The sequence below is a fragment of the Actinoplanes sp. NPDC049668 genome (assembly GCF_044465445.1).
In the GTDB taxonomy this organism is placed as follows: domain Bacteria; phylum Actinomycetota; class Actinomycetes; order Mycobacteriales; family Micromonosporaceae; genus Actinoplanes.
This window is the reverse complement of record NZ_JBITLR010000002.1, coordinates 698,210-719,626: the sequence shown is the minus strand read 5'-3', so window position 1 is coordinate 719,626 and position 21,417 is coordinate 698,210. Positions and strand designations below refer to the sequence as shown.

Sequence of the window (21,417 nt, the reverse complement as noted above, 5' to 3'; positions counted from 1 at the left end):
GTGACGAGACCTCCGGTGCCTGGTACACGGGCGTACCGGGCAAAGATACACTTATGCACCATTTCGGACAAGTCTGTCGCCCGGATTGGGGGTATGGCGTGATCACCGTGCCGGACCGGGCCGCCGAGGCCACACCGGACGACGCGGGCGACTACCGCCGCCGGCTGCTCGACGGCCTGGCCGGGTCGATCGTGGACGTCGGCTACCGGAACACCACGGTCGCCGACATCGTGCGCCGGGCGCGCACCTCCCGGCGTACCTTCTATGCGCACTTCCCGGACCGGGACACCTGCTACGCCGCGCTGCTGTCCGCCGAGAACCGGCAGATGATCGACCGGATCGCCGCCGCCGTCGACCCGGCCGCGCCGTGGGCCACCCAGGTGCGGCAGGCCGTCGAGGCCTGGATCGCCTGCGCCGAGTCCCGTCCCGAGATCACCCTGAGCTGGATCCGCGACCTGCCGTCGCTCGGCGCGGCGGCCCGCGACCTGCAACGCGACCGCCAGGAAGCGTTCGTCACCATGATCCAGACGCTCTGTGCCACCGAGGCCTGGAGCGCGGTCCGCGCGGGCCCGGTCTCCCGCCAACTCGCGATCATGCTGCTCGGTGGCCTCCGCGAGCTGACGGCCACGACCGTGGAGGACGGCGGACGGCTGAGCGACAACACGGAACTCGCCATCCGCGCCTGCACCGCCCTACTCGGCCCGGACCTGTCCTCCCCGCCGGATCACTGAGCCCGCCGGCGGCGGATCGTCCCTTGCCGCGCTGTGGCAGCCTCGCCCACACCGCAGCGATCATGACAGTGCTGCTGACGAACGGAGGCACCGTGGCCAACCGGCTGCTGTACCTGGCTCGACACGGCGAAGCCGTCGACGACGGCGACCTCAGTGACCGCGGCCGACAGCAGGCTCACCTGCTCGGCCGACGCCTGGCCGCCGTACCTCTGACGGCCATCCACCACGGCCCGCTGCCACGCGCCACGCAGACCGCCGACGTGATCAGTCGGCATCTTCCCGGCGTCCCGCTGCGCTGCTCGCCCGCCGTCGGTGACTACGTCCCGCCCGTGCCGGACCCCCAGGCTCTGCCCGAGGTCCACGCCCGCTTCCTGGACGGCGTCACCGCCGACGAATACGCGGTTGGAGCCGCATTGGCCGCTGCCGCCATCGAAGAGCACGCGGCGCCCACCACCACGGACACCCACGAACTGATCATCACGCACAGCTTCCTGATCGCCTGGTTCGTGCGCCATGCCCTCGACGCCCCCGACGCCCGCTGGCTCGGCCTCAACGCCGCCAACTGCGCCCTGACCGTCATCCTCTACCGCCCGCACCGCCCACCGACCCTGATGCTCTTCAACGACACCAGCCATCTGCTACCAGAGCTGCGCTGGACGGGCTTCCCACCTGAACTGCACATCTGAAACCTCGGCGTGGCCTGGCCCGGCTGGCTTGTGGGCGGGTGGGGCGAGGCGCGCAGCGGCGAACGTCAGAGGTCGAGGTCTTCGATGGCGGGCTGGTCGACGATGTCGGTGACCAGGTTGTAGAGCTCGGTGGGCAGCAGGTCGCGCAGTTCCTCGAGGGACTCGGCGACGTGCAGGGTGGACTCGGCGGGCGTGTACGTCCAGGTCTGGTTGGCGCTCCAGTCGCCGACCCAGGCGCGCCATCCCGTGTTCCACTTCTCCGCGTCGGGGCCGACGTTCGTGTGTGCCTCGGAGCGCTCGACGTGGACCACGAACTTCTCGCCGCGCGAGCGGTAGACGTGGAAGGTCTCGGTCCGCTCGTTGGTGGAGCGTTCCCACTGTGCCAGGAGCACTCCGGAGAACCGCTGCTTGCGGCCCAGGCCCTGGCCGACGCGCACGATGATCTCGTCGAAGCCCTGCTTGCGGCCCTCCTCGATCTCGACGAAGCGGCGCAGCGCCGACGTGATGGCCGCCGAGAGCGTGCCCCCGGCCAGTTCCTGTGCCCGCTGGTACAGCGGCAGGTCGTCATCGGAAACGTAGATCGTCTTGTTCGGCATGACCTGACTATACGCATACGTGTACGTACACGCAATCGGGTGACCGACGTATCTGGTCCGGCGGCGTGGTCTCTGCATGGGTGGGAGGTGTCAGAGATGACAAGTGGCTACGGGGTGCTGCGCGCGGACCTGGACCGCTGGGTACGCGAGGACGACCAGTCGACGCCGCACCTGCAGATCAGGGCCCTGGACCGCACCGGGCAGCCCTGGCGGATCGCGGTGAACGTGCAGTCCGACACCGGCTCGGAGGTCGTCTACTGGCTGGTCGACCCGCTGCTCGGCCACCCCGTCTCGGCCGGGCTCGCGGCCCGGCCCACCGGCTTCAGCGCGGCGGCACCCACGCCGGCGGAGGCGCTGGACTACGTGCGCGCCCCGCTGTTCGACTGGCGGGCCGGCACCGCCCTGCCGGCCAGCGGCAGCGCCTCCGCCGACGACCTGCAGGACCTGCTGGTCCTGCACCTGCAGCAGTGCAAGAACGCGGGCGGCGAGCTGTTCGCGTTCGGCACCAGGTTCGACCGCAACCTGCACAAGCCGATCGACGCGCAGTTCGGCAACCTCGACGGCCTGCACGGCATACACAACATCCACCTCAACCAGGGGAACACCGGCCGGCACGCCGGCGACAACGGCGTCCTGCACGACGGCGGACTGATCCTCGCCCACCCGGACCGCCACGTCGGCCTCTTCCTCGCGTTCCAGTCGCAGGCTGTGCCGACCGACGACGCGGGAAAGCCGGCGGCGCAGTCGCGGCTCATCGCGGAACTGATCGGCGGCGGTCCGGCGCCGACCCGGCCCCCGGCGGCCACCGGAGACGTCTACCTGGAGCGGGCGCTGCTCAACCCGGCGGGCGACGACGTCGGCAAGGAGGCCGTGGTGATCGGCAACCTGGCGAACGCCACCGGAAAGCTCGACGGCTGGCGGCTGGTCGACAAGTCGGGCCGGGTCACCCCGCTCGACGGCGTCACCCTGGTGCCCGGCGGGTCGGCGCTGGTCGTGCTCGACGGCACCGGTGTGCAGCTGAGCAACGCCGGCGGCAACCTCGTGCTCCTCGACCACACCGGACGCCAGGTCGACGCGGTCGTCTTCACCGCCGCGGACACCGCGGCCGGCGACCGCTTCGTGCGCTTCAGGCGCTAGGGCTAGGCGGCCAGGCTCTCGCCGCGCTCGGTGCGGGCGTACAGGACCGAGCGGCCGGTCCGGGTCCGGGCGACCAGGCCGGCGCGGTGCAGCACGGCGAGGTGGTCGCCGACCCCGCCGAGGCTCATGCCGAGCTGGGCGGCGAGCTGGCTGGTCGTGGCGGGACCGGCCAGGGCGCGCAGGATCGCCGCCCGGCCCGCACCGATCAGCGGCCCGAGGCCGTCGCCGTGCGGGCGTGCGGCCGGCGGGCCCATGATGTCCGCGACGCCGCGGGCCCGGTAGGCCACGGTGAACGGCCGGGCCGGGTCGGTGCTGATGGCCAGGTTGGTGAAGATCGACGCGACGAAGAGCAGGCCGCCGCCGGTGAGGCGGAACCGGCCGGTGTCGCGGTGCCGGATCGAGATGTCGCCGTCGGCGGTCCAGCTGACGAGCGGGTGCAGGCCCGCGAGACCCTCGGCCCACCCGTACGCGGCGACGCGGCCGGCCCGCTGCACGACGTCGCGCTCCAGCACCGCCCGCAGCCGCGGCCAGTCCGGCTCGACCAGCACGTTCCAGGCGGCCTGGAGGGCGTCCGCGAGCCGGTCGACGACGTCGTCACCGTCCAGGATCCGCCGGGCGTACGCCGGGGGAGCGCCATGACCGCGCAGGTTGCGCTCGAGCTCCGCCCGGGCCCGGTCCAGCGGCGTCGCGCGGATCCCGGCCAGCTCGTCGGCGAACGAGCGCCGCGGCCCGGACGGCGGCGGGTGCAGGAAGTCGGCGTTGTCGTCCCTGCGGAACAGGCTGATCAGCGCGCCGACGGCGGGCTCGGCGCGGCGCAGGTCGGCCAGCCGCGGGCGCATCCGCCGGACCCAGTCGCCCAGCACCCCGGTCGGGCTGTGCCCGGTGAGGGTGCGGACGGCGCCCTCGGCCTCGAACAGCGGCGAGATGGCGTACCGGCAGGCGGCCACGTCCGCGGGCGAGACCTGGATCAGCATGTTTCGCTCACCAGCGAAACTTTAGACGCGGACGGGCGCGGCGGCCATGGTGGACGCGTGACCGCCGAACCCCGCGCCACCTACCGCGAAGTCCTCGCCGTCGCCGAGTTCCGGGTGCTGCTCGGCACGTTCGCGCTGCTGCTGATCAGCGAGAGCGTCAAGATGCTCGCCCTGTCCGTGCTCGTCTACGTCGGCACCGGCTCGGCGCTGCTGGCCGCGCTCGCCTACGCGGCAGGGCTCCTGCCGCAGGCGCTCGGCGGCGCCCTGCTGCTCTCGCTGGCCGACCGCTGGCGGCCGCGGCGGCTGCTGGTGTCGTACGACCTGCTGCGCCTGGCCGTCACCGCGGTGCTCGCGCTGACCGTCCTGCCCCCGGCGGGCGCGATGCTGCTGGTCTTTCTCACCGGCGGGCTGGCGCCGGTGGCGCAGGCGGCCCGGACCGCGCTGCTCGCCGACGTGCTGACCGGCGACGCGTACGTGCTGGGCCGCTCGCTGTTCACCGTGACCTCCGGCGCGATGCAGGTGGTCGGCGCGGCGGTCGGCGGGCTGCTGCTGGTGACCGCCGGGCCGGCGGGCGCGCTGTGGCTGTCCGCGGCGGCCTGTGGCGTCTCCGCGATCGTGGTCCGCTTCGGGATGGCGGGCCGGCCCGCCCGGTCGGCCGCGGAGGCGGGCGCGGTCCGGCAGACCTGGCGGGTCAACGGCCGGCTGCTGCGGGACGCGCCGATGCGCCGGCTGCTGCTGGCGCAGTGGCTGCCCGGCGCGCTGATGGTCGGCGCCGAGGGCGTGGTGGTGCCCTACACCGCGCAGTCCGGCCGGCCGGGCGCCGCCGGGGTGCTGCTGGCGGCGGCCGCGTTCGGCATGCTGGCCGGGCAGCTTCTGGTGGCCCGCCTGGCGGCGCCCGCGCTGCGGGAGCGACTGACCCCGTGGCTGGCGCTGCTGCTCGGCGTGCCGCTGGCGGCGTTCCTGTTGCGGCCCGGCCCGGTCGCGGCGGCGGTGATCCTGGCGCTGGCGGCGGCGGGCTTCTCATACCACCTCGGCCTCGCCCGGCGTTTTCTCGAGGCGGCGCCGGAACGGTGGCGGGGGCAGACGTTCGGGCTCGCGAGCACCGGCACGATGGTGCTGCAGGGCCTCGCGATGGCCGGGGCCGGCGCGCTGGCCGAGCTCGTCGCGCCGCGGGTGGTGATGGCACTGGCCGGAGTCGCCTCCGTGCTGGCGACCCTCGCGCTGTGGGGCACCCTACGACCCTCCCCGTCCATGCATGATCAGAGGCAGGCCGTCGGCGGGGGCCGGTAGCGAGGTGAAGCGCCACGGCGCCTCGTACGACGGCGGCAGCTCCCAGTCGAATCGCCGCAGCATGGCGTCCAGCGTCGTCTTGACCTTCAGCAGGCCGAACCGCATGCCGACGCACTTGTGCTGCCCGGCGCCGAACGGCGCCCACGCCAGGCGGTGTACGCGGTCCTCCGCCCGTTCGGGCGAGAAGCGTTCCGGGTCGAACCGGTGCGGCTCGGGCCAGAGCTCCGGCAGGAGCTGGTTCACCCCGGTGCAGACCGACACCAGCTGCCCGGCCGGGATGAACCGGCCCTCGATCTCGGTGTCGCGGACCGCGCGGCGCATGAGGATCGGCGACGGCGAGACCAGCCGGATGCTCTCCTTGATGATCATCTCGAGGGTGTCGAGGCGGTCCAGCCCGGCGAGGTCCGGCGCCGCGCCGGCGGCCGACTCGGCCCGGGCCCGGTCCTGCCACTCGGGGTGCTTGCCGAGGAAGTAGACGGCCGCGATGGTCGCCGCCGTGGTGGTGTCGTGCGAGGCGATGAGCGTGAAGATCATGTGGTCGACGAGCTGCCGGGTAGCCAGCCGGTCGCCGGCGACCCGGCTCATCACCGAGAGGAAGTCGGCGCCGTCGCGGGCGCGCGCCGCCGGCACCGCCCGGGTCAGCAGGCCGGTCAGCCGGCGCCGGGCCCGGCGCGCCCGGTGCCAGGCGGTGCCGGGTACCGGCAGGCGCAGCAGGGCGGTCTCCGCGCGGATGCAGGCCTCGACCGCGCGCATGACCGGCCGCCCGGCCGGGTCGTACGGCAGGCCGAGGAACGCGCGGGTGGTCATCCGGCCGGACAGCTCCCGGATCGCCGGTACCGCCTGCATCGGTCTCCCGGCGGGCCAGCGGTCCAGCCCGGCGGCGGCGTCCCGCGACATCGCCCGCAGGTAGCCGGCGAGCGCGTCGTCGCCGTACGCCTCCTGCAGCAGCCGGCGGTCGGCGAGGTGCCCGGCGCCGTCCATCGCGAGCAGGCCGCCGTCGAACCAGGGCCCGATGACGTCCGGCCAGCCGACGGCGAAGGCCTTGTCCCGGTTGGCGAGCACGGCCTGCACGGCGTCGGGCCCGGCGACCGCGACGATCCGGCGGCCGAAGACCTGCCACCACGACACCGGCCCGTGCCGGCGCAGCAGCTCGACCTGGAACGCCGGCCCGTACCGGACGGTGTGCACGCCGAGGCCGATCACCGGCAGCCCGCGATCGCCGCGGACGCCCGCCAGCCCGCTGCCGGGCGGGGGCGCCGCCAGCTCGCCCTCGCGCCGTGGCAGCCGGGCGAGCACCGCGTCGAGCCAGTGCCCGGTGCCGACCTCGACCAGCCGCGCGTTCTCCCGCCCGGCCACGTCCATCACTGCGGTCACCCGAACCGACCTCCGTCCCTGACGTGTGGTGTGCGCACGCTACGGCGCCCCGGTTACGTGCCGGCGCCGCGCGTAACCGAGCGCCGACCCGGGGTTCCTACGGTTCCGCAATGGAGCGAGCACAGGGGACGTACGAGACGAACATCGACCCGATCGCCGTCGTCGGCATCGGGTGCCGGTATCCGCGGACCATCTCCTCTCCCGGCGAGCTGTGGGACTTCGTCTCCCGCGGCGACAGCGCCGCGGCGCCCGGCTTCCCCGCCGACCGGGGCTGGGATCTGTCGTCGCTGACCAGCGCCGAGCCCGAGGCGCCCGGCTCGACCTACGTGCGCGGCGGATCGTTCGTCGAGGGCGTCGCCGACTTCGACTCGGCGTTCTTCGGCATCAGCCCGCGCGAGGCCCTCGCCATGGACCCGCAGCAGCGGATCCTGCTGCAGGTCTCCTGGGAGGCGCTGGAGCGCGCCGGCATCGATCCCACCACGCTCGCCGGCACCCGGGCCGGCGTCTACTTCGGCGTCGTCGCGCAGGAGTACGGCCCCCGGGTGTTCACCGGCGACCTCGAACACGCCGGGCACCTCACCACGGGCACCACCCCGAGCGTCGCGTCCGGCCGGGTGGCGTACGCCCTCGGCCTGGAGGGTCCGGCGGTCACCGTCGACACGGCCTGCTCGTCCTCGCTCGCCGCGATCCACCTGGCGATCCGCGCGCTGCGGGCCGGCGAGTGCTCGGTGGCGCTCGCCGGCGGCGCCAACGTGGTCTGCGCGCCGAGCATCTTCGTCGGCTTCGGCCACCTCGGCGCGCTCGCGCCCGACGGGCTGAGCAAGCCCTTCTCCGCGCAGGCCGACGGGTTCGGCGTGTCGGAGGGCGCCGGGGTGCTCGTCCTCGAACGGCTCTCCGCGGCCCGCCGCAACGGCCACCAGGTGCTGGCGGTGCTGCGCGGCAGCGCGATCGGGCAGGACGGCGCCTCCGACGGGCTCTCCGCGCCGAGCGAGGACGGCCAGCGGCGGGTGATCCGCGACGCGCTGGCCGACGCGGGGCTGTCGCCGGCCGACGTCGACGTCGTCGAGGCGCACGGCACCGGCACCCGGGTCGGCGACCCGATCGAGGCGCGGGCCCTGCTGGCCACCTACGGAGCGGCCCGGTCCGCCGACCGCCCACTGCTGGTCGGCTCGGTCAAGTCGAACATCGGCCACCCGCAGGCGGCCGCCGGCGTCGCCGGGGTCATCAAGATGGTGGAGGCGATCCGCCACGCCGAGGTGCCCGGCACCCGGCACCTGTCCGCGGTCACCGACGCCGTCGACTGGTCCGCCGGCACCGTGCGGGTGGTGGCCGAGCCGACGTCGTGGCCGGCGCCGGAGGAACACGAGACGCCCCGGCGCGCGGCGGTGTCCTCGTTCGGCATCAGCGGCACGAACGCGCACGTCATCGTGGAGCAGGCGCCCCCGGTCGAGCCGGAGCCGGAGCTTGAGCCCGTGGCCGGCCCGGCGGTCGTGCCCCTGGTTCTTTCCGCCCGGACGCCGACGGCGCTGCGGGCGCAGGCCGCGCACCTGCGCGAGCACCTCGACGCGCGGCCCGGGCTGCGCCTCGCCGACGTCGCGTACACGCTGGCAACCGCCCGGGCCGGCCTGCCGCACCGCGCGGTCGTCGTGGCGGGCGACCGGGCCGAGGCGCTGGACGGCCTGCGCGCGGTCGCTGAGGACGAGCCGCACGCCGCCGCCGTCACCGGTCGGGCCGGCGCGGACGGCGTCGTCCTCGTCTTCCCCGGGCAGGGCACACAGTGGACGGACATGGCGGTCGGGCTGCTCGACGCCGATCCCGTGTTCGCGGCCGAGATCAAGGCGTGCGACCGCGCCTTCGCCGAACACGTCGACTGGTCGCTGCTCGACGTGCTGCGGTCCCGGCCCGGCGCGCCGGGACTGGACCGGGTGGACGTCGTGCAGCCGGCCCTGTTCGCGGTCATGGTCTCGCTCGCGCGGTGCTGGCAGGCGCTGGGCTTCCGGCCCGCCGCGGTGATCGGGCACTCGCAGGGCGAGATCGCCGCCGCGTACGTCGCCGGCGCCCTCACCCTGGCCGACGCGGCGAAGGTCGTCACCCTGCGCAGCCGGGCCATCGTGGCCATCGCCGGCACCGGCGGGATGGCGTCGGTCGCGCTCGGCGCCGACGAGGTCGCCGCCCGGCTGAGCCGGTGGGAGGGCCGGCTCGGCATCGCCACGATCAACGGGCCCCGCGCCGTGGTGGTCTCCGGCGACGGCGCCGCGATCGACGAGTTCGTGCGGGACTGCGCGGACGACGACGTCCGGGTACGCCGGATCGCGGTCGACTACGCCTCGCACTCCGCGCACGTCGAACGGCTCGACGACGAGCTGCACCGCCTGCTCGCCGGCATCCGGCCGACGGGCACCGACGTCGAGTTCGTCTCCACCGTGACCGGCGAGGCGATCGAGGGCACCGAGCTCGACGCCGGCTACTGGTACCGCAACCTGCGCCGGACGGTGGACTTCGAGGCGGCGGTCAAGGCCGCGTACGGGCGGGGGCATCGGCTCTTCGTCGAGGTCAGCCCGCACCCCGTGCTGGGCGGGGGCATCGAGGACTCGCTGGCGGCGGCCGGCGACGACCCGGCCGTGGTCACCGGCACCCTGCGCCGCGACGACGGCGGCCCGCGCCGGCTGCTGACCTCGGTCGCCGAGGCGCACGTGGCGGGCCCGCCGATGGCGCTGGGCGGCTACCTGCGCGAGGCGCGGCCAAGGCTGGTCGAGCTGCCGACGTACGCGTTCGAGGGCCGAAGGTTCTGGATGGCGCCGGAGCCGGACGGGCCGCGGCGGCCCGGCCCGCGGTCGGTCGAGCACCCGCTGCTCGACGCCGTCCACGACCACCCCGAGCACGAGGAGCTGCAGTTCTCCGGCCGGCTGTCCCTGGAGACACACCCCTGGCTGGCCGACCACGCGGTCGACGGGGCGGTGCTGCTGCCCGGCGCCGCCATGGTCGAGCTCGGCCTGTTCGCCGGCCGGCAGGTCGGCTGCCCCGCCGTCACCGAGCTCGTCCTGCACGAGCCGTTGGTGATCACCGAGCGCGGCGCCGTCCTCGTCCAGGTGGTGGTGTCGGGCTCGGCGGAGGAACGCGCGGTGCGGATCTACTCCCGCGCCGAGTCGGACCGGCCGCTCGACGGGCAGCCCGCCTGGACCCGGCACGCCGAGGGCACCCTCGGCGCGGCGCCCGCGGAGGCAGCCGCCGCGGCGCCGCAGTGGCCGCCGGCCGGCGCCGAGCCGGTCGACGTCTCGGACGGCTACGACCGGCTCGCGGCGGACGGCTACGCCTACGGGCCCGCCTTCCGCGGGCTGCGCGCGGTCTGGCGCCGCGGCGCCGACGTCTACGCCGAGGTCGCGCTGCCGGACGGCGTCGACGGCGACGCCTTCGACCTGCACCCGGCGCTGCTGGACGCCGCGCTACACGCGCTCGGGTACGCCGAGCCGGACGAGCCCGGCGGCACCGCCGGGCAGGTGCGGCTGCCGTTCGCCTGGGAGGGCGTGCGCCTGGACGCCGCCCGCGCCACCGTCCTGCGCGGGCACATCGCCGCGACCGGCCCCGGCACCTTCCGGCTCGACCTCACCGACGCCGACGGGGAGCCGGTCTGCGCCGTCTCGTCGCTGACCCTGCGCCCGATCACCCGGGAGCGGCTGCGCGCCGCCGCGGGCACCGGCGCCGACGGCATGCTGTTCGGTCTCGACTGGACCCCGGTCGCCGCGCCGGCGGCGGGCACCGGCCCGGACTGGCGCGAGTGGCCGGAGGTGTCCGAGTCGGGCGCCGCCGGCGTGGTGGTGCTGCGCTGCGCCGACCGCGTCGCGGCCGTCTGCGGCTCGCCCGGCTGCGACCTGCCGCTGCGGGCGCGCCAAATCGTCGACGACGCCCTGCACGCCGCGCAGCGGGTGCTGACCGACCCGCGCTTCGACGGCGCCACGCTGGTCGTGCTCACCCGGCGCGCGGTCTCCACCGGCGCCGGCGAGGACGTCGAGAACCTGTGCCAGGCGCCGGTCTGGGGGCTGCTGCGCAGCGCGCAGACCGAGAACCCCGGCCGGATCGTCCTGGTCGACGTCGACGACTGGGCGAACTGGCCGGACGTGGTGCCCGCCGCCGTCTCGGCCGGCGAGGCCCAGCTGGCGTTCCGCCGCGGCGCCGCGCTGACCCCCCGCGTCGTGCGCCGCGACGCCGCGGCCGTCGCCGGCACCGACCCGCTGCCGGACGGCGACTGGCGCCTGCGCACCCTCGGCGGCGGCACCCTCGACGCGGCCAACCTGGCGGTCACGCCCTGGCCCGAGGCGGGTCGGCCCCTAGCGCCCGGCGAGGTACGGGTCGCGGTCCGCGCCGTCGGCCTCAACTTCCGCGACGTCATGATCGGATTCGGCCTCTACCCGGACCCGGACGTCGACCTCGGCAACGAGTGCGCCGGCGTGGTCGAGGAGGTCGCGGACGACGTACGGGCGCTGCGGCCGGGCGACCGGGTGATGGGCATGTGCTACGGGATCGGCCCGCGGGTGGCCCGGGACCACCGGTTCTTCGCCCCGGTGCCGGCCGGATGGTCGTTCGCGCAGGCGGCGGCCACCCCGGCGGTGTTCCTGACCGCGTACCACGCGCTGCGGGTGATGGCCGGGCTCTCCGGCGGGCAGCGGGTGCTGGTGCACGCCGGCACCGGCGGGGTCGGCCTGGCCGCGATCCAGCTCGCCCGGCACCTCGGCGCCGAGGTCTTCGCCACCGCCCATCCCGCCAAGCAGGGCCTGCTGCGCGAGCTGGGCCTCGACGCCGACCACGTGGCGAGCTCGCGCACCGCCGACTTCCGGGACGCGTTCCTGCGCGCGACGGACGGCGCCGGCGTCGACGTCGTGCTCAACTCGCTCGCGGGCGAGCTGGTCGACGCGTCGCTGGACCTGCTGCCGCGCGGCGGCCACTTCATCGAGCTGGGCAAGACCGACCCGCGCGATCCACAGGAGATCGCCGGGCGGCACCCCGGCGTGCGCTACGAGCACTTCGACCTCACCCGGGTCGGCCCGGCCGAGACCGCCGGCCTGCTCGCCGAGCTGTGCGCCCTGTTCGACAGCGGCGACCTGCGGCCGCTGCCCGTCTCGGTACGCGACCTGCGGCAGGCGCCGGAGGCGCTGGGCGTCCTGAGCCGGGCCCGGCACACCGGCAAGCTCGCGCTCACCGTGCCGGCCCCGCCGGACCCGGACGGCACCTGGCTCCTAACCGGCGGCACCGGCGTGCTCGGCGCCATGCTCGCCCGCCACCTGGTCGCCGAGCGCGGCGTGCGGCACCTGCTGCTGCTCAGCCGGGGCGGGCCGGGCGCCGACGGCGCCGCCGAGCTCGGCGACGACCTGCGCGCGGCGGGCGCCGAGGTGCGGATCGTGGCCTGCGACGCGGCCGACCCGGCGCAGCTCGCCGCGGCCCTGGCGCGGGTGCCGCGCGAGCACCCGCTCACCGCGGTCGTGCACGCCGCCGGGGTACTGGACGACGGCCTGTTCGCGACGATGACGCCGGCGCACGTCGACCGGGTGCTGCGGCCCAAGCTCGACGCGGCCTGGGCCCTGCACCGGGCGACCCGCCACCTCGACCTGTCGGCGTTCGTGCTGTTCTCCTCCGCGGCCGGGATCCTCGGCACCGGCGGCCAGGCCAACTACGCCGCCGCCAACACCTTCCTCGACGCGCTGGCCGAACACCGCCGCCAGCGCGGGCTCGCCGCCGTCTCGCTGGCGTGGGGCCTGTGGGAGACCGAGACCGGCATGACCGGCCACCTCGGCGAGCAGGACCGGGCCCGGCTGCGCCGCACCGGCTTCTCGCCCCTGTCGCAGGCCGACGGGCTGATGCTGTTCGACGCCGCGCTGCGCGGCGGCGAATCGACGCTGATCCCGGCCCGGTTGGACCTCTCCGGCGGCGCGGCCGGGCGGCCGGCGATCCTCGGCGGGTCCGCCCGCCCGGGGCTGCGCGCCGCGAGCCGGGGGAGTGGCGGATCGCCGGCCGCGCCGGGCGGCGACGACCTGGCCGCCATGCCGGTGGCCGAGCGCCGCGCCGCGCTGCTCGCGCTGGTCCGCGGGGTGGCCGCCACGGTGCTGGGGCACGACGACGCCGACGCGATCGACCCCGCGACGGGCTTCAAGGACCTGGGCTTCGACTCGCTCGGTGCGGTGGAATTCCGCAACCGGGTGAGGAAGGCGACCGGGCTGTCGCTGTCCAGCACCGCCGTCTTCGACCACGCGACCCCGGCCGCGCTGACCGACCACCTCGTCGGCGTCGCCGGTCCCACCGACGAGCCGGAGCCGGCAGCAGGGCCGGACCCGGAGCCGGCGGTACCGCTGAGCCGGTACCAGCGGGACATCGTCACCACCGGACTGACCTATCCCGACCTGCCGCTCTCCCAGCCCAGCGGCTACGTGCGGCTGCGCGGCGCGCCCGACGTCGACCAACTGCGGGAGTCCGTCCGGCACGCCGCGATGCGGCACGACGCGATGCGGCTGCGCATCGACGTCGACGGCGACGAGATGCGCCAGCGGGTGCTGCCCGCGTACCCGGAGGTCGAGGTCGTGTCGTTCCTCGGCGAGCCCGACCCGCGGGCGGCCTGCCAGGAATGGATCGGCCGGGCCACCGGCGAGGCCGTCGCGCTGGACGGGCCGCTGGTGCGGACCACGATCCTGATCGACGACGCCGGCTCGCTGATCCTGTACTGCCGCATCCACCACGCCGTCGCCGACGCGTGGGGGATCAACCTGATGCTCCGCGAGGTCTGCGGGCACTACCGGACCGGCGAGGCGGCCGGTACGCCCGCGCCGAGCTGCCTCGACGTGGCCGCCGAGGACCACCGGTACCGGGCCTCGCCACAGTGGCGACAGGACCGGGACGCGCTCGTCGAGGCGGTCGGTGACTTGACGCCGGCGCTGTTCAGGCGCGCCGCGGCGGTCCGCGACCACCGCCGGCACCGGCGGTCGGCGCACCTGCCGGCCCGGGTCGCCGACCGGGCCCGGGACACCGGGCGGTCGGTCTTCGCGGTCACCGCCGCCGCGCTCGCCGCCTACCTGCGCCGGGTGCACCGCGACGGCGACATCGTCCTGGGCGTTCCGCTGCTGAACCGCCGGACGCCGGAGGAGCTGGCGACGATGTCGGACGTCACCAACATCCTTCCGCTGCACGTGCGCGTCGACGAGCGGGGCACCCTGCTGGATCTCGCCGACCGGATCCGGGCGGACGTCTGGGACCTCACCGCCCGGCAGCGCTTCGCGCTGGGCGACCTGCTCGCCGCCCTGCGCGAAGCGGGCCGGCGGGCGCCGGGCCTGTTCGACGTCACCTACTCACACATCTCCGTGCCCGACGACGGGTTCGACGACGCCGAGCTGACCGTGCTGGCCTCCGGCTACGCGCTGGACGCGGTCAACATCGTGGTCCGCGAGCACGAGGCCGACGGATCGCTGGACGTCGACGTCTTCTACGCCGACGACGTCTTCGACGAGGACTTCTCCATCGAGGCGGCGCTGCGGCAGGTCCTGCGGCTGCTGGACAAGGGACTGCGGGGGACTCCGCTGGGCGAGCTGGACCTGCTGGGCGACGCCGAGACGGACCGCATAGCCGGCTTCGAGCGCCCGCACCACGCGACGCTGGACGAGACCGTGACCCTGGACCGATTGGTGTCCGAGCAGGCCGCCCGGGTGCCGGACCGGAACGCCGTCGTCGGCACGGAGGTCACCCTGACCTACGCCCAGTTCGCCGAGCGCGTCGCCCGCCTCGCCGGCCACCTGCGCGGCCTCGGCCTGCGCCCCGAGGAGTGCGTGCCGGTGATCATGGATCGGTCCCCGGAGTTCGTGATCGCGGTGCACGCCGTGCAGGCCGCCGGCGGCGCCTACGTCCCGGTCGACCCGCGGCACCCGCGGCAGCGCGTGCGCACCATGCTGACCGGCTGCGGTGCCCGGCTGGCCGTCGGCGGCGCCGGCCTGGAGAGCCTGCTGGACGAGCTGGGCATCAGGGCGGTGCAGGCTGACCCCCCGCCGGGCGCCGATTCGGAAGCCCCAGCGATCCGACCGGGCGATCTGGCCTACGTCATCTACACCTCCGGCTCGACCGGCACGCCGAAGGGCGTGATGATCGAGCACCGGTCGGTCGTCAACCGGCTCGGCTGGATGCAGCGCCGCTACCCGCTCGGCGCGGACGACGTGGTGCTGCACAAGACCCCGGCGACGTTCGACGTCTCGGTGTGGGAGCTCATGTGGTGGGCGCACACCGGCGCGTCCGTCGCGGTCGCGCCGCAGGGCGCGGAGCGCGACCCGCGCGAGCTCACCGCCGCGATCGAACGCCACGCCGTCACGGTCGTCCACTTCGTGCCGTCGATGCTCGGCCCGTTCCTCGACCACTTCGCGGACGACCCCGAGGCCGCCGGCCGGGTGCGCACGCTGCGCCGGGTCTTCTGCAGCGGCGAGGCGCTCACCCCGGCGCTGGCCCGCCGGTTCCGCGAGACCCTCGCCGAGGTGGACCTCGTCAACCTGTACGGCCCGACCGAGGCCACCGTCGACGTCTCGTCCTACGACGTCCCGCGCACCGGCGAGATCACCCGGGTGCCGATCGGCACGCCGATCGACAACCTGGCGCTGATGGTGCTGGACTCCGCCGGCCGGCGCTGCCCGGTCGGCGTGCCCGGCGAGCTGAACATCGCCGGCGCCGGCGTCGGCCGCGGCTACCTGGGCGAGCCGGCCCGCACCGCGGAGGCGTTCGTCGCCGACGACTCGATACCGGAGCGGCGCCGCTACCGCACCGGCGACCTGGCCCGCTGGCTCGCCGACGGCACCGTCGAGTACCTGGGCCGGCTCGACGACCAGGTGAAGATCCGCGGCAACCGGGTCGCCCTCGGCGAGGTCGAGCACGCGCTGGCCGGCTGCCCGGGCGTCGCCTCGGCGGCGGTCGTCGACGCTGAAGGAAGCTCCGGCACCCGGCTGGTCGCCTACGTCGTCGGCGAGGCGGACCGGTCGTCGCTCGCCACCGACCTCGCCGAGCGGCTGCCGTCGTACATGATCCCGGCGGACTTCGTCCGGCTGGACCGGCTGCCGCTGACCCGCAGCGGAAAGCTGGACCGCCGGGCGCTGCCGGCGCCCGAACACGACGGCGGCCGGGAGCCGGGCACCGACGCGGAGCGCGAGCTGGCCGCGGTCTGGCGCGACGTGCTCGGCTCGGACGGCTTCGGCGTGCACGACGACTTCTTCACCGTCGGCGGCGACTCGATCCTGGCGCTGCGGATGCGTACCGAGGCGGAGCGGCGCGGCCTGCCCTTCGACCTGGACCGCTTCTACGCCCGGCCGACCATCGCCGGGCTGGCCCGCCTGGCCGAGGACGCCGGCGGCCGGTCGGCGGTGCCGGCGGTGGCCGCGCCGTTCGAGCTGGTGCCGCTGATCGACCGGGCCGGCCTCGGTGCCGCCGAGGACGCGTTCCCGGCGACCCAGCTGCAGCTCGGCATGCTGTTCCACAGCCTGCAACGGGCCGACTCGCCGCTGTACAAGGACGTCTTCCGGTACCGGCTCCGGATGCCCTGGGATCCGGCCGCGTTCCGCCGTGCGCACGACCGGCTGGTGCGCCGCCAGCCCGCGCTGCGGTCCACCTTCGACCTCACCGGCGCGTCCACCCCGCTGCAGATCGTCCTGCCCGAGGTGCCGGACACCTTGCGGATCGACGGCGAGGGCGACGTGGCGGCGTACCTGAGGGAGAAGAGCCGGGCCGCGTACCCGCTGACGGGCGAGGCGCTGCACGGCATGCGGGTGTTCGTCCGCGAGGACGGCGTCGACCTGGTCGTCCACTTCCACCACGCGATCCTCGACGGCTGGAGCGTGGCCACCCTGATCAGCGAACTCCTGCGGGACTACCTGGCCGGGCTCGGCGCCGAGCTGCCGGAGGCCGAGCCGCTGCCGGACGCGACGCTGCTGCTCGCCGAGCACGTCCGGGCGGAGCGCGCGTCCCGCGAGGACCGCGCGGCGCGCGAGTTCTGGGCGCGGGAGGTGGACGGCGTCCGGCCGACGACGATCGAACCGGCCCGGGCGCACACCGGGGACGACGGCGCGGCGGGCCAGGCGACGCTGCCGCTGCCGCGGTGGCTGGACCGGTGCGTCCGGCAGGCCGCCCGCCGGCGCGGCGTGCCGGTGAAGTCGCTGCTGCTGGCGGCGCACTGCCTCACGCTGCGGGCGATGTCCGGATCGGACGACGTCGTCACCGGCTGCGTCACACACGCCCGCCCCGAGCGCGCCGGCTCCGAGCGCTGCGCCGGGCTGTTCCTCAACACCGTTCCGGTACGGCTCGACGCGCAAGAGCGCACCTGGGGCGAGGCGGCCGATCGGGTCGCCGCCTGGGAGCGCGAGTCGTTCCCGCACCGCCGGTACCCGGTCAGCGCCCTGGTCGCCGAGCACGGCGGCCCGGTCTTCGAGACCGCGTTCAACTTCGTCGACTACCACGTCTTCGACGAGGTGATCGGCCGGGTGGAGCTGGCCGACGTCGAGGTGCGCGAGGAGACCAACTTCGCGCTGCTGACCACGGCGCTGGTCGACCCGCGCGACGGCGGGATCTCGCTGCGGATCAGCGCGGACGAGGCCGGGCCGACCGCCGGGCAGTGCGCGCGGTTCGGCTGGAACCTGGTCCGGATCCTCGCCGAGCTGGTCCGGCGGCCGGACGACGAGATCGACCTGGGCGTGCTGCGCGACCGCGACGTCGCGGAGCTGGCCGCCGAGGTGGCCGCCCGGCATCCGGCGCGGGACGCGGTCGTGCACGACGCGCAGCGGTGGGACTACCGCCGGCTGTCCGCCGCCGCGGACAACGTGGCGCAGCGGCTGCTGGGCCGGGGCATGCCGCCGGGCTCCCGGGTCGCGGTCCGGATGCGGCGGTCGCCCGAGCTGGTGGCGGTGGTGCTCGGCGTGCTGCGGGCCGGCGCCGCCGTGGTCCCGCTCGACCCCACCTACCCGAGCGCCCGGATCCGCTCGATGGTCGAGATCGCGGAGCCGTACCTGGTGGTCACCGACCCGGACGCGGGCGAGCTGCTCGCCGAGCCCGACCCGGAGCAGGCGGTCCCGCTGCCCCGGATCGGCGCCGAGGACATCGCCTACGTGCTGTTCACGTCCGGATCCACCGGCGAGCCGAAGGGCGTCGCCATGCCGCACCGGGCGCTGACGAACCTGATCGAGTGGCAGCACCGCCGCCCGACCGGCGGCGCCGGCCGGCACACGCTGCAGTTCGCGCCGCTCAGCTTCGACGTGGCCTTCCAGGAGATCTTCTCCACCCTGTGCGCCGCCGGCACGCTGCACGTCATCGACGCCGACGTGCACGCGGACCTGGGCGCGGTGCTCCGGGCCGTCGACGAGCGGGGGATCAACCGGATCTTCCTGCCGTACGTCGCCCTGCAGGCGATGGCCGAGGTGGCCGCCGCGACCGGCACCTACCCGGCCTCGCTGCGCGCGATCGTCTCCTCCGGCGAGCAGCTGCGGATCACCCCCGAGATCCGCGCGCTCTGCGCCGCGCATCCCGGCACGGTGCTGGAGAACCAGTACGGGCCGACCGAGACCCACGTGGTGCTGGCGCAGCAGCTGCCCGCGGACCCGGCGGACCACCCGCCGCTGCCGCCGGTCGGCCACCCGATCCTGCGGACCGCCGTCGAGCTGCTCGACCAGGAGCTGGAGCCGGTGCTGCCGGGCGTGCCCGGCGAGATCTACGTCAGCGGGGCCTGCGTCGCGCGTGGCTACCACGGCCGGCCGGCGCTGACCGCCGAGCGGTTCGTCGCCGGGCCGGACGGCTCGGTGCGCTACCGCACCGGCGACATCGGCGTCGCCCTGCCCGGCGGCGAGATCGTCTGCCTCGGGCGGGCCGACGGCCAGGTCAAGGTGCGCGGCTTCCGGGTCGAGTGCGCCGAGATCGAGCTGGCCGTCCTCGCGCTGGCCGCCGAGGGCATCGAGCAGGTGGCGGTGGTGCCGCGCGAGCTGGGCGGTGCCGACGCGGTCCTGCACGCGTTCCTGGCCGGCGACCCCGACAAGATCGAGATCGATACGGTACGCCGTGAGCTCGGCGAGGTGCTCCCGCCGCACCTGGTGCCCGCGCGCTTCCGCTGGGTCGAGGCGATGCCGCTGACCCCGAGCGGAAAACGCGACGACGCCGCGCTGCGGGCGCTCGGCTCCACACCCGACGACGCGCCGGAGCCGACCGGCGACGACCTGCAGGACGAGATCGCCGCGCTGCTGGCGGAGTTCGCCGGCGTCGACGACCTGGCCGCCGGCACCAGCTTCTTCGACGCCGGGGGCACCTCGATCGGCGCCACCCGGGTCTCGATGACCATCGCCCGGCGGTGGGGCGTCGAGCTGCCGCTGCAGACGTTCCTCGCGGCGCCGACCGCCCGGCAGCTCGCCGGCCTGGTCCGCTCGCACGACGGCCGCCGCGGCTTCGATCCGGTCGTCACCCTGCGCGAGCCCGCCGACCCGGACCGGCCGCCGCTGTTCCTGGTACACCCGATCGGCGGCAACGTGCTGTGCTACCGCGAACTGGCCGCGCGCCTGCCCGGCGACCGGGCCGTGTACGGCCTGCAAGCGGCGGGCGCGGAGCCGGGCACCGAGCCGCTGGAGTCGATGGAGGCCCTCGCAGGCTCGTACCTTGCGGCGATACGACGGGTATGCCCGAGCGGGCCGTTGCACCTCGCCGGCTGGTCGTTCGGCGGCTACGTCGCCGTGGAGATGGCCCGGCGGCTCGACGACGCCGACGTCGCCTCGCTCACGCTGCTCGACACCGTCGCGCTCGACGACGGCCACCGGCCCGTCCTGGACGAAAGCCGGCTCATCTCGCTGTTCTTCCGCGAGCTGCTCTGGTCCTCGGGCGCCTCCGACGACAGTCTCGACCTGGCCGCGACCGAGCCCGGCGAGCTGTTCGACGCGGTCTTCCGCCGGACCGTCGAGCTCGGCATCCTGCCGGCGGACGGCTCGCCGCGGCTGCTGCGCCGGCTGTACCGGGTCTTCCGGGCGAACTACCAGGCGACGGTGGACTACCGCGTCACCGCGGTGCACCCGGGCCTGGTCGTCCTGCAGGCGTCCGACCCGCTTCCGCCCGGACTGGCCGCCGCGCACCGCACGGCGGGCGGCATGTTCGACGGCCCCGCCAACGGCTGGGAACAACGGGCCGGTCATCCGGTCGAGACCGTGCGGGTACCCGGCAACCACCTGTCGATGATGGACCCGCCGCAGGCCGCCGCCGTGGCCGCCGAGCTCGGCGGCGCGCTCGCCCGCGCCGAGGCCGGGCGCCGCGCCGGGCTGGGGGTGGCGTCATGACCGCACCCGCCGAGGAGGTCCGCCGCCCGCTGGGCGCGATGGAGCGCTGGTACTGGATCTGCGATCAGATCTCGCCGCTCAACGTCGTCGCCCGGGTGCGGCTGGCCGGCCGGTGCCCCCGCGCGGACCTGGCGCGGGCGGCGGCCGGGCTGGCCCTGGAGCACCCGCTGCTGCGGGTCGCCATCGCCGCCGAGCCCGACGGCACCCGGCCGCGCTTCGTCGCCGCGCCCGGCGGCATCCCGGTCCGGTCCGTGCGGTCCGGGCAGTACTGCGCCGGCCGCTGGGAACGCGAGGTCGGCGACGTCGAGCTGGTGACCTCGGTCGACTGGCGCACCGGCCCGCTGGCTCGGATCGTCGAGGTCGCGCACGACGACGGGCACGACCTGATCCTCACCGTGTCGCACGTGATCGCCGACGGCACCACCGCCCTGGAACTGCTGCGGCGGCTGGTGGAGCTCGCCGCGGATCCCGCCGCGGCGCCGCGGCCGCGCGGCGCGCTGCCGCCGGTCGAGGCGCTCCTGCCCGGCCGCGTCAACGGGGTGCCGCGCCCGGTACGGATCCTCGCCGCGCTGCTCGCCGACCGGATCGCCAGGGCACAGGCCCGGCCGCGCCGGCTCGCGCCGGCGGTGGCGGTCGCGCCCGCGCGGCGGCGCACCCGGCTGATCCGGCGGGAGCTGTCCGCCGACCGGGTGGCCGAGCTGGCCGCCAGGTGCCGCCTAGAGGGCGTGACGGTGCACAGCGCGATGTCCGCGGCGATGGCGATCGCGGTGGCCGCCCTGTGCCCGCCGAACCCGCGCAGCGTGTGCGTCGGCGCCCCGGTGGACTTCCGCACCGAGCTGACGCACCCGGTCGGGCGCCGCGACGCCGGCGCCTACGTGGCGACCGTGCCGTCGTACGTCCGGGTGGGGCACCCCGGCGGCGGCCTGTGGGCCGCGGCCCGTAGCGCACACCGGGACCTGCGCCGGCGCCGCCGCCTGCGGGAACACCTCGCGCTGGTCTCGCTGCTGCGGCTGATGTCGCCGCGGTCGGCCGCCGCGAGCGCGCGTGCGGTCGGCTTCGTCGACCGGGCCGGCCCCGGCAACGTCTGCCTGTCGAACCTGGGCCGCCTCGACTTCCCCGACCGGATCGGCCCCTGGCGGCTCTCCGGCGCCCAGTTCATCGCGGGCGTCTCGATCAGCGGGTACCTGGTCGCGGCCGTGAACACCAGCCACGGCGCCCTGCACTGGAACTTCACCCACATCGACGGCGCGGTGCCCGGCGCCGCCGCCGAGCAGATCGCGGACCGGGCGGTCTCGGTCCTGCTGTCGGGCCTGACGAGAGGTTGA

Annotated in this window: 9 protein-coding genes; 6 read left to right on the top strand and 3 right to left on the bottom strand. The window is 75.5% G+C overall.

All coding sequences use genetic code 11. The features are described 5' to 3' along the window. The first annotated feature begins 98 nt into the window (after window positions 1-98). Both ACIBSW_RS10140 and ACIBSW_RS10135 read left to right on the top strand, forming a co-directional pair. Entirely contained in the window at window positions 99-731 is a 633-nt protein-coding gene (locus ACIBSW_RS10140; protein WP_354721547.1) for a TetR/AcrR family transcriptional regulator, read from the top strand. A gap of 92 nt (window positions 732-823) precedes the next feature. Continuing rightward, window positions 824-1,417, top strand: a complete 594-nt coding sequence (locus ACIBSW_RS10135; protein WP_354721548.1) for a histidine phosphatase family protein — start codon at window positions 824-826, stop codon at window positions 1,415-1,417. Between the two features lie 65 nt (window positions 1,418-1,482). Here the strand turns inward: ACIBSW_RS10135 and ACIBSW_RS10130 are convergent, their stop codons facing one another. After that, window positions 1,483-2,013 (bottom strand): EXLDI protein, encoded by a 531-nt coding sequence (locus ACIBSW_RS10130; protein WP_354721549.1) that lies wholly within the window; start codon window positions 2,011-2,013, stop codon window positions 1,483-1,485. Window positions 2,014-2,109: 96 nt separating this feature from the next. Here ACIBSW_RS10130 and ACIBSW_RS10125 point away from each other — a divergent pair, with 96 nt between their 5' ends. After that, entirely contained in the window at window positions 2,110-3,150 is a 1,041-nt protein-coding gene (locus ACIBSW_RS10125) for a DUF2278 family protein (RefSeq protein WP_354721550.1), read from the top strand. A 2-nt stretch (window positions 3,151-3,152) separates the two neighbouring features. Here ACIBSW_RS10125 and ACIBSW_RS10120 read toward each other — a convergent pair whose 3' ends face one another. Next, window positions 3,153-4,124 (bottom strand): helix-turn-helix domain-containing protein, encoded by a 972-nt coding sequence (locus ACIBSW_RS10120; RefSeq protein ID WP_354721551.1) that lies wholly within the window; start codon window positions 4,122-4,124, stop codon window positions 3,153-3,155. 57 nt (window positions 4,125-4,181) lie between these two features. On the opposite strand from ACIBSW_RS10120, the gene ACIBSW_RS10115 reads away from it, so the two are divergent. Continuing rightward, complete coding sequence (locus ACIBSW_RS10115) at window positions 4,182-5,414, top strand: MFS transporter (RefSeq protein WP_354721552.1); 1,233 nt, start codon at window positions 4,182-4,184, stop codon at window positions 5,412-5,414. Here the strand turns inward: ACIBSW_RS10115 and ACIBSW_RS10110 are convergent. Then, window positions 5,358-6,788 (bottom strand): cytochrome P450, encoded by a 1,431-nt coding sequence (locus tag ACIBSW_RS10110; RefSeq protein ID WP_354721553.1) that lies wholly within the window; start codon window positions 6,786-6,788, stop codon window positions 5,358-5,360. The genes ACIBSW_RS10115 and ACIBSW_RS10110 overlap by 57 nt on opposite strands. Before the next feature lie 110 nt (window positions 6,789-6,898). Between ACIBSW_RS10110 and ACIBSW_RS10105 the strand changes: the two genes are divergently transcribed. Together ACIBSW_RS10105 and ACIBSW_RS10100 are read left to right on the top strand one after the other, a co-directional pair. Further along, entirely contained in the window at window positions 6,899-20,092 is a 13,194-nt protein-coding gene (locus tag ACIBSW_RS10105) for an amino acid adenylation domain-containing protein (RefSeq protein WP_404799292.1), read from the top strand. Beyond that, window positions 20,089-21,417, top strand: a complete 1,329-nt coding sequence (locus tag ACIBSW_RS10100; RefSeq protein WP_354726578.1) for a phthiocerol/phthiodiolone dimycocerosyl transferase family protein — start codon at window positions 20,089-20,091, stop codon at window positions 21,415-21,417. Before ACIBSW_RS10105 ends, ACIBSW_RS10100 begins: the two co-directional genes overlap by 4 nt.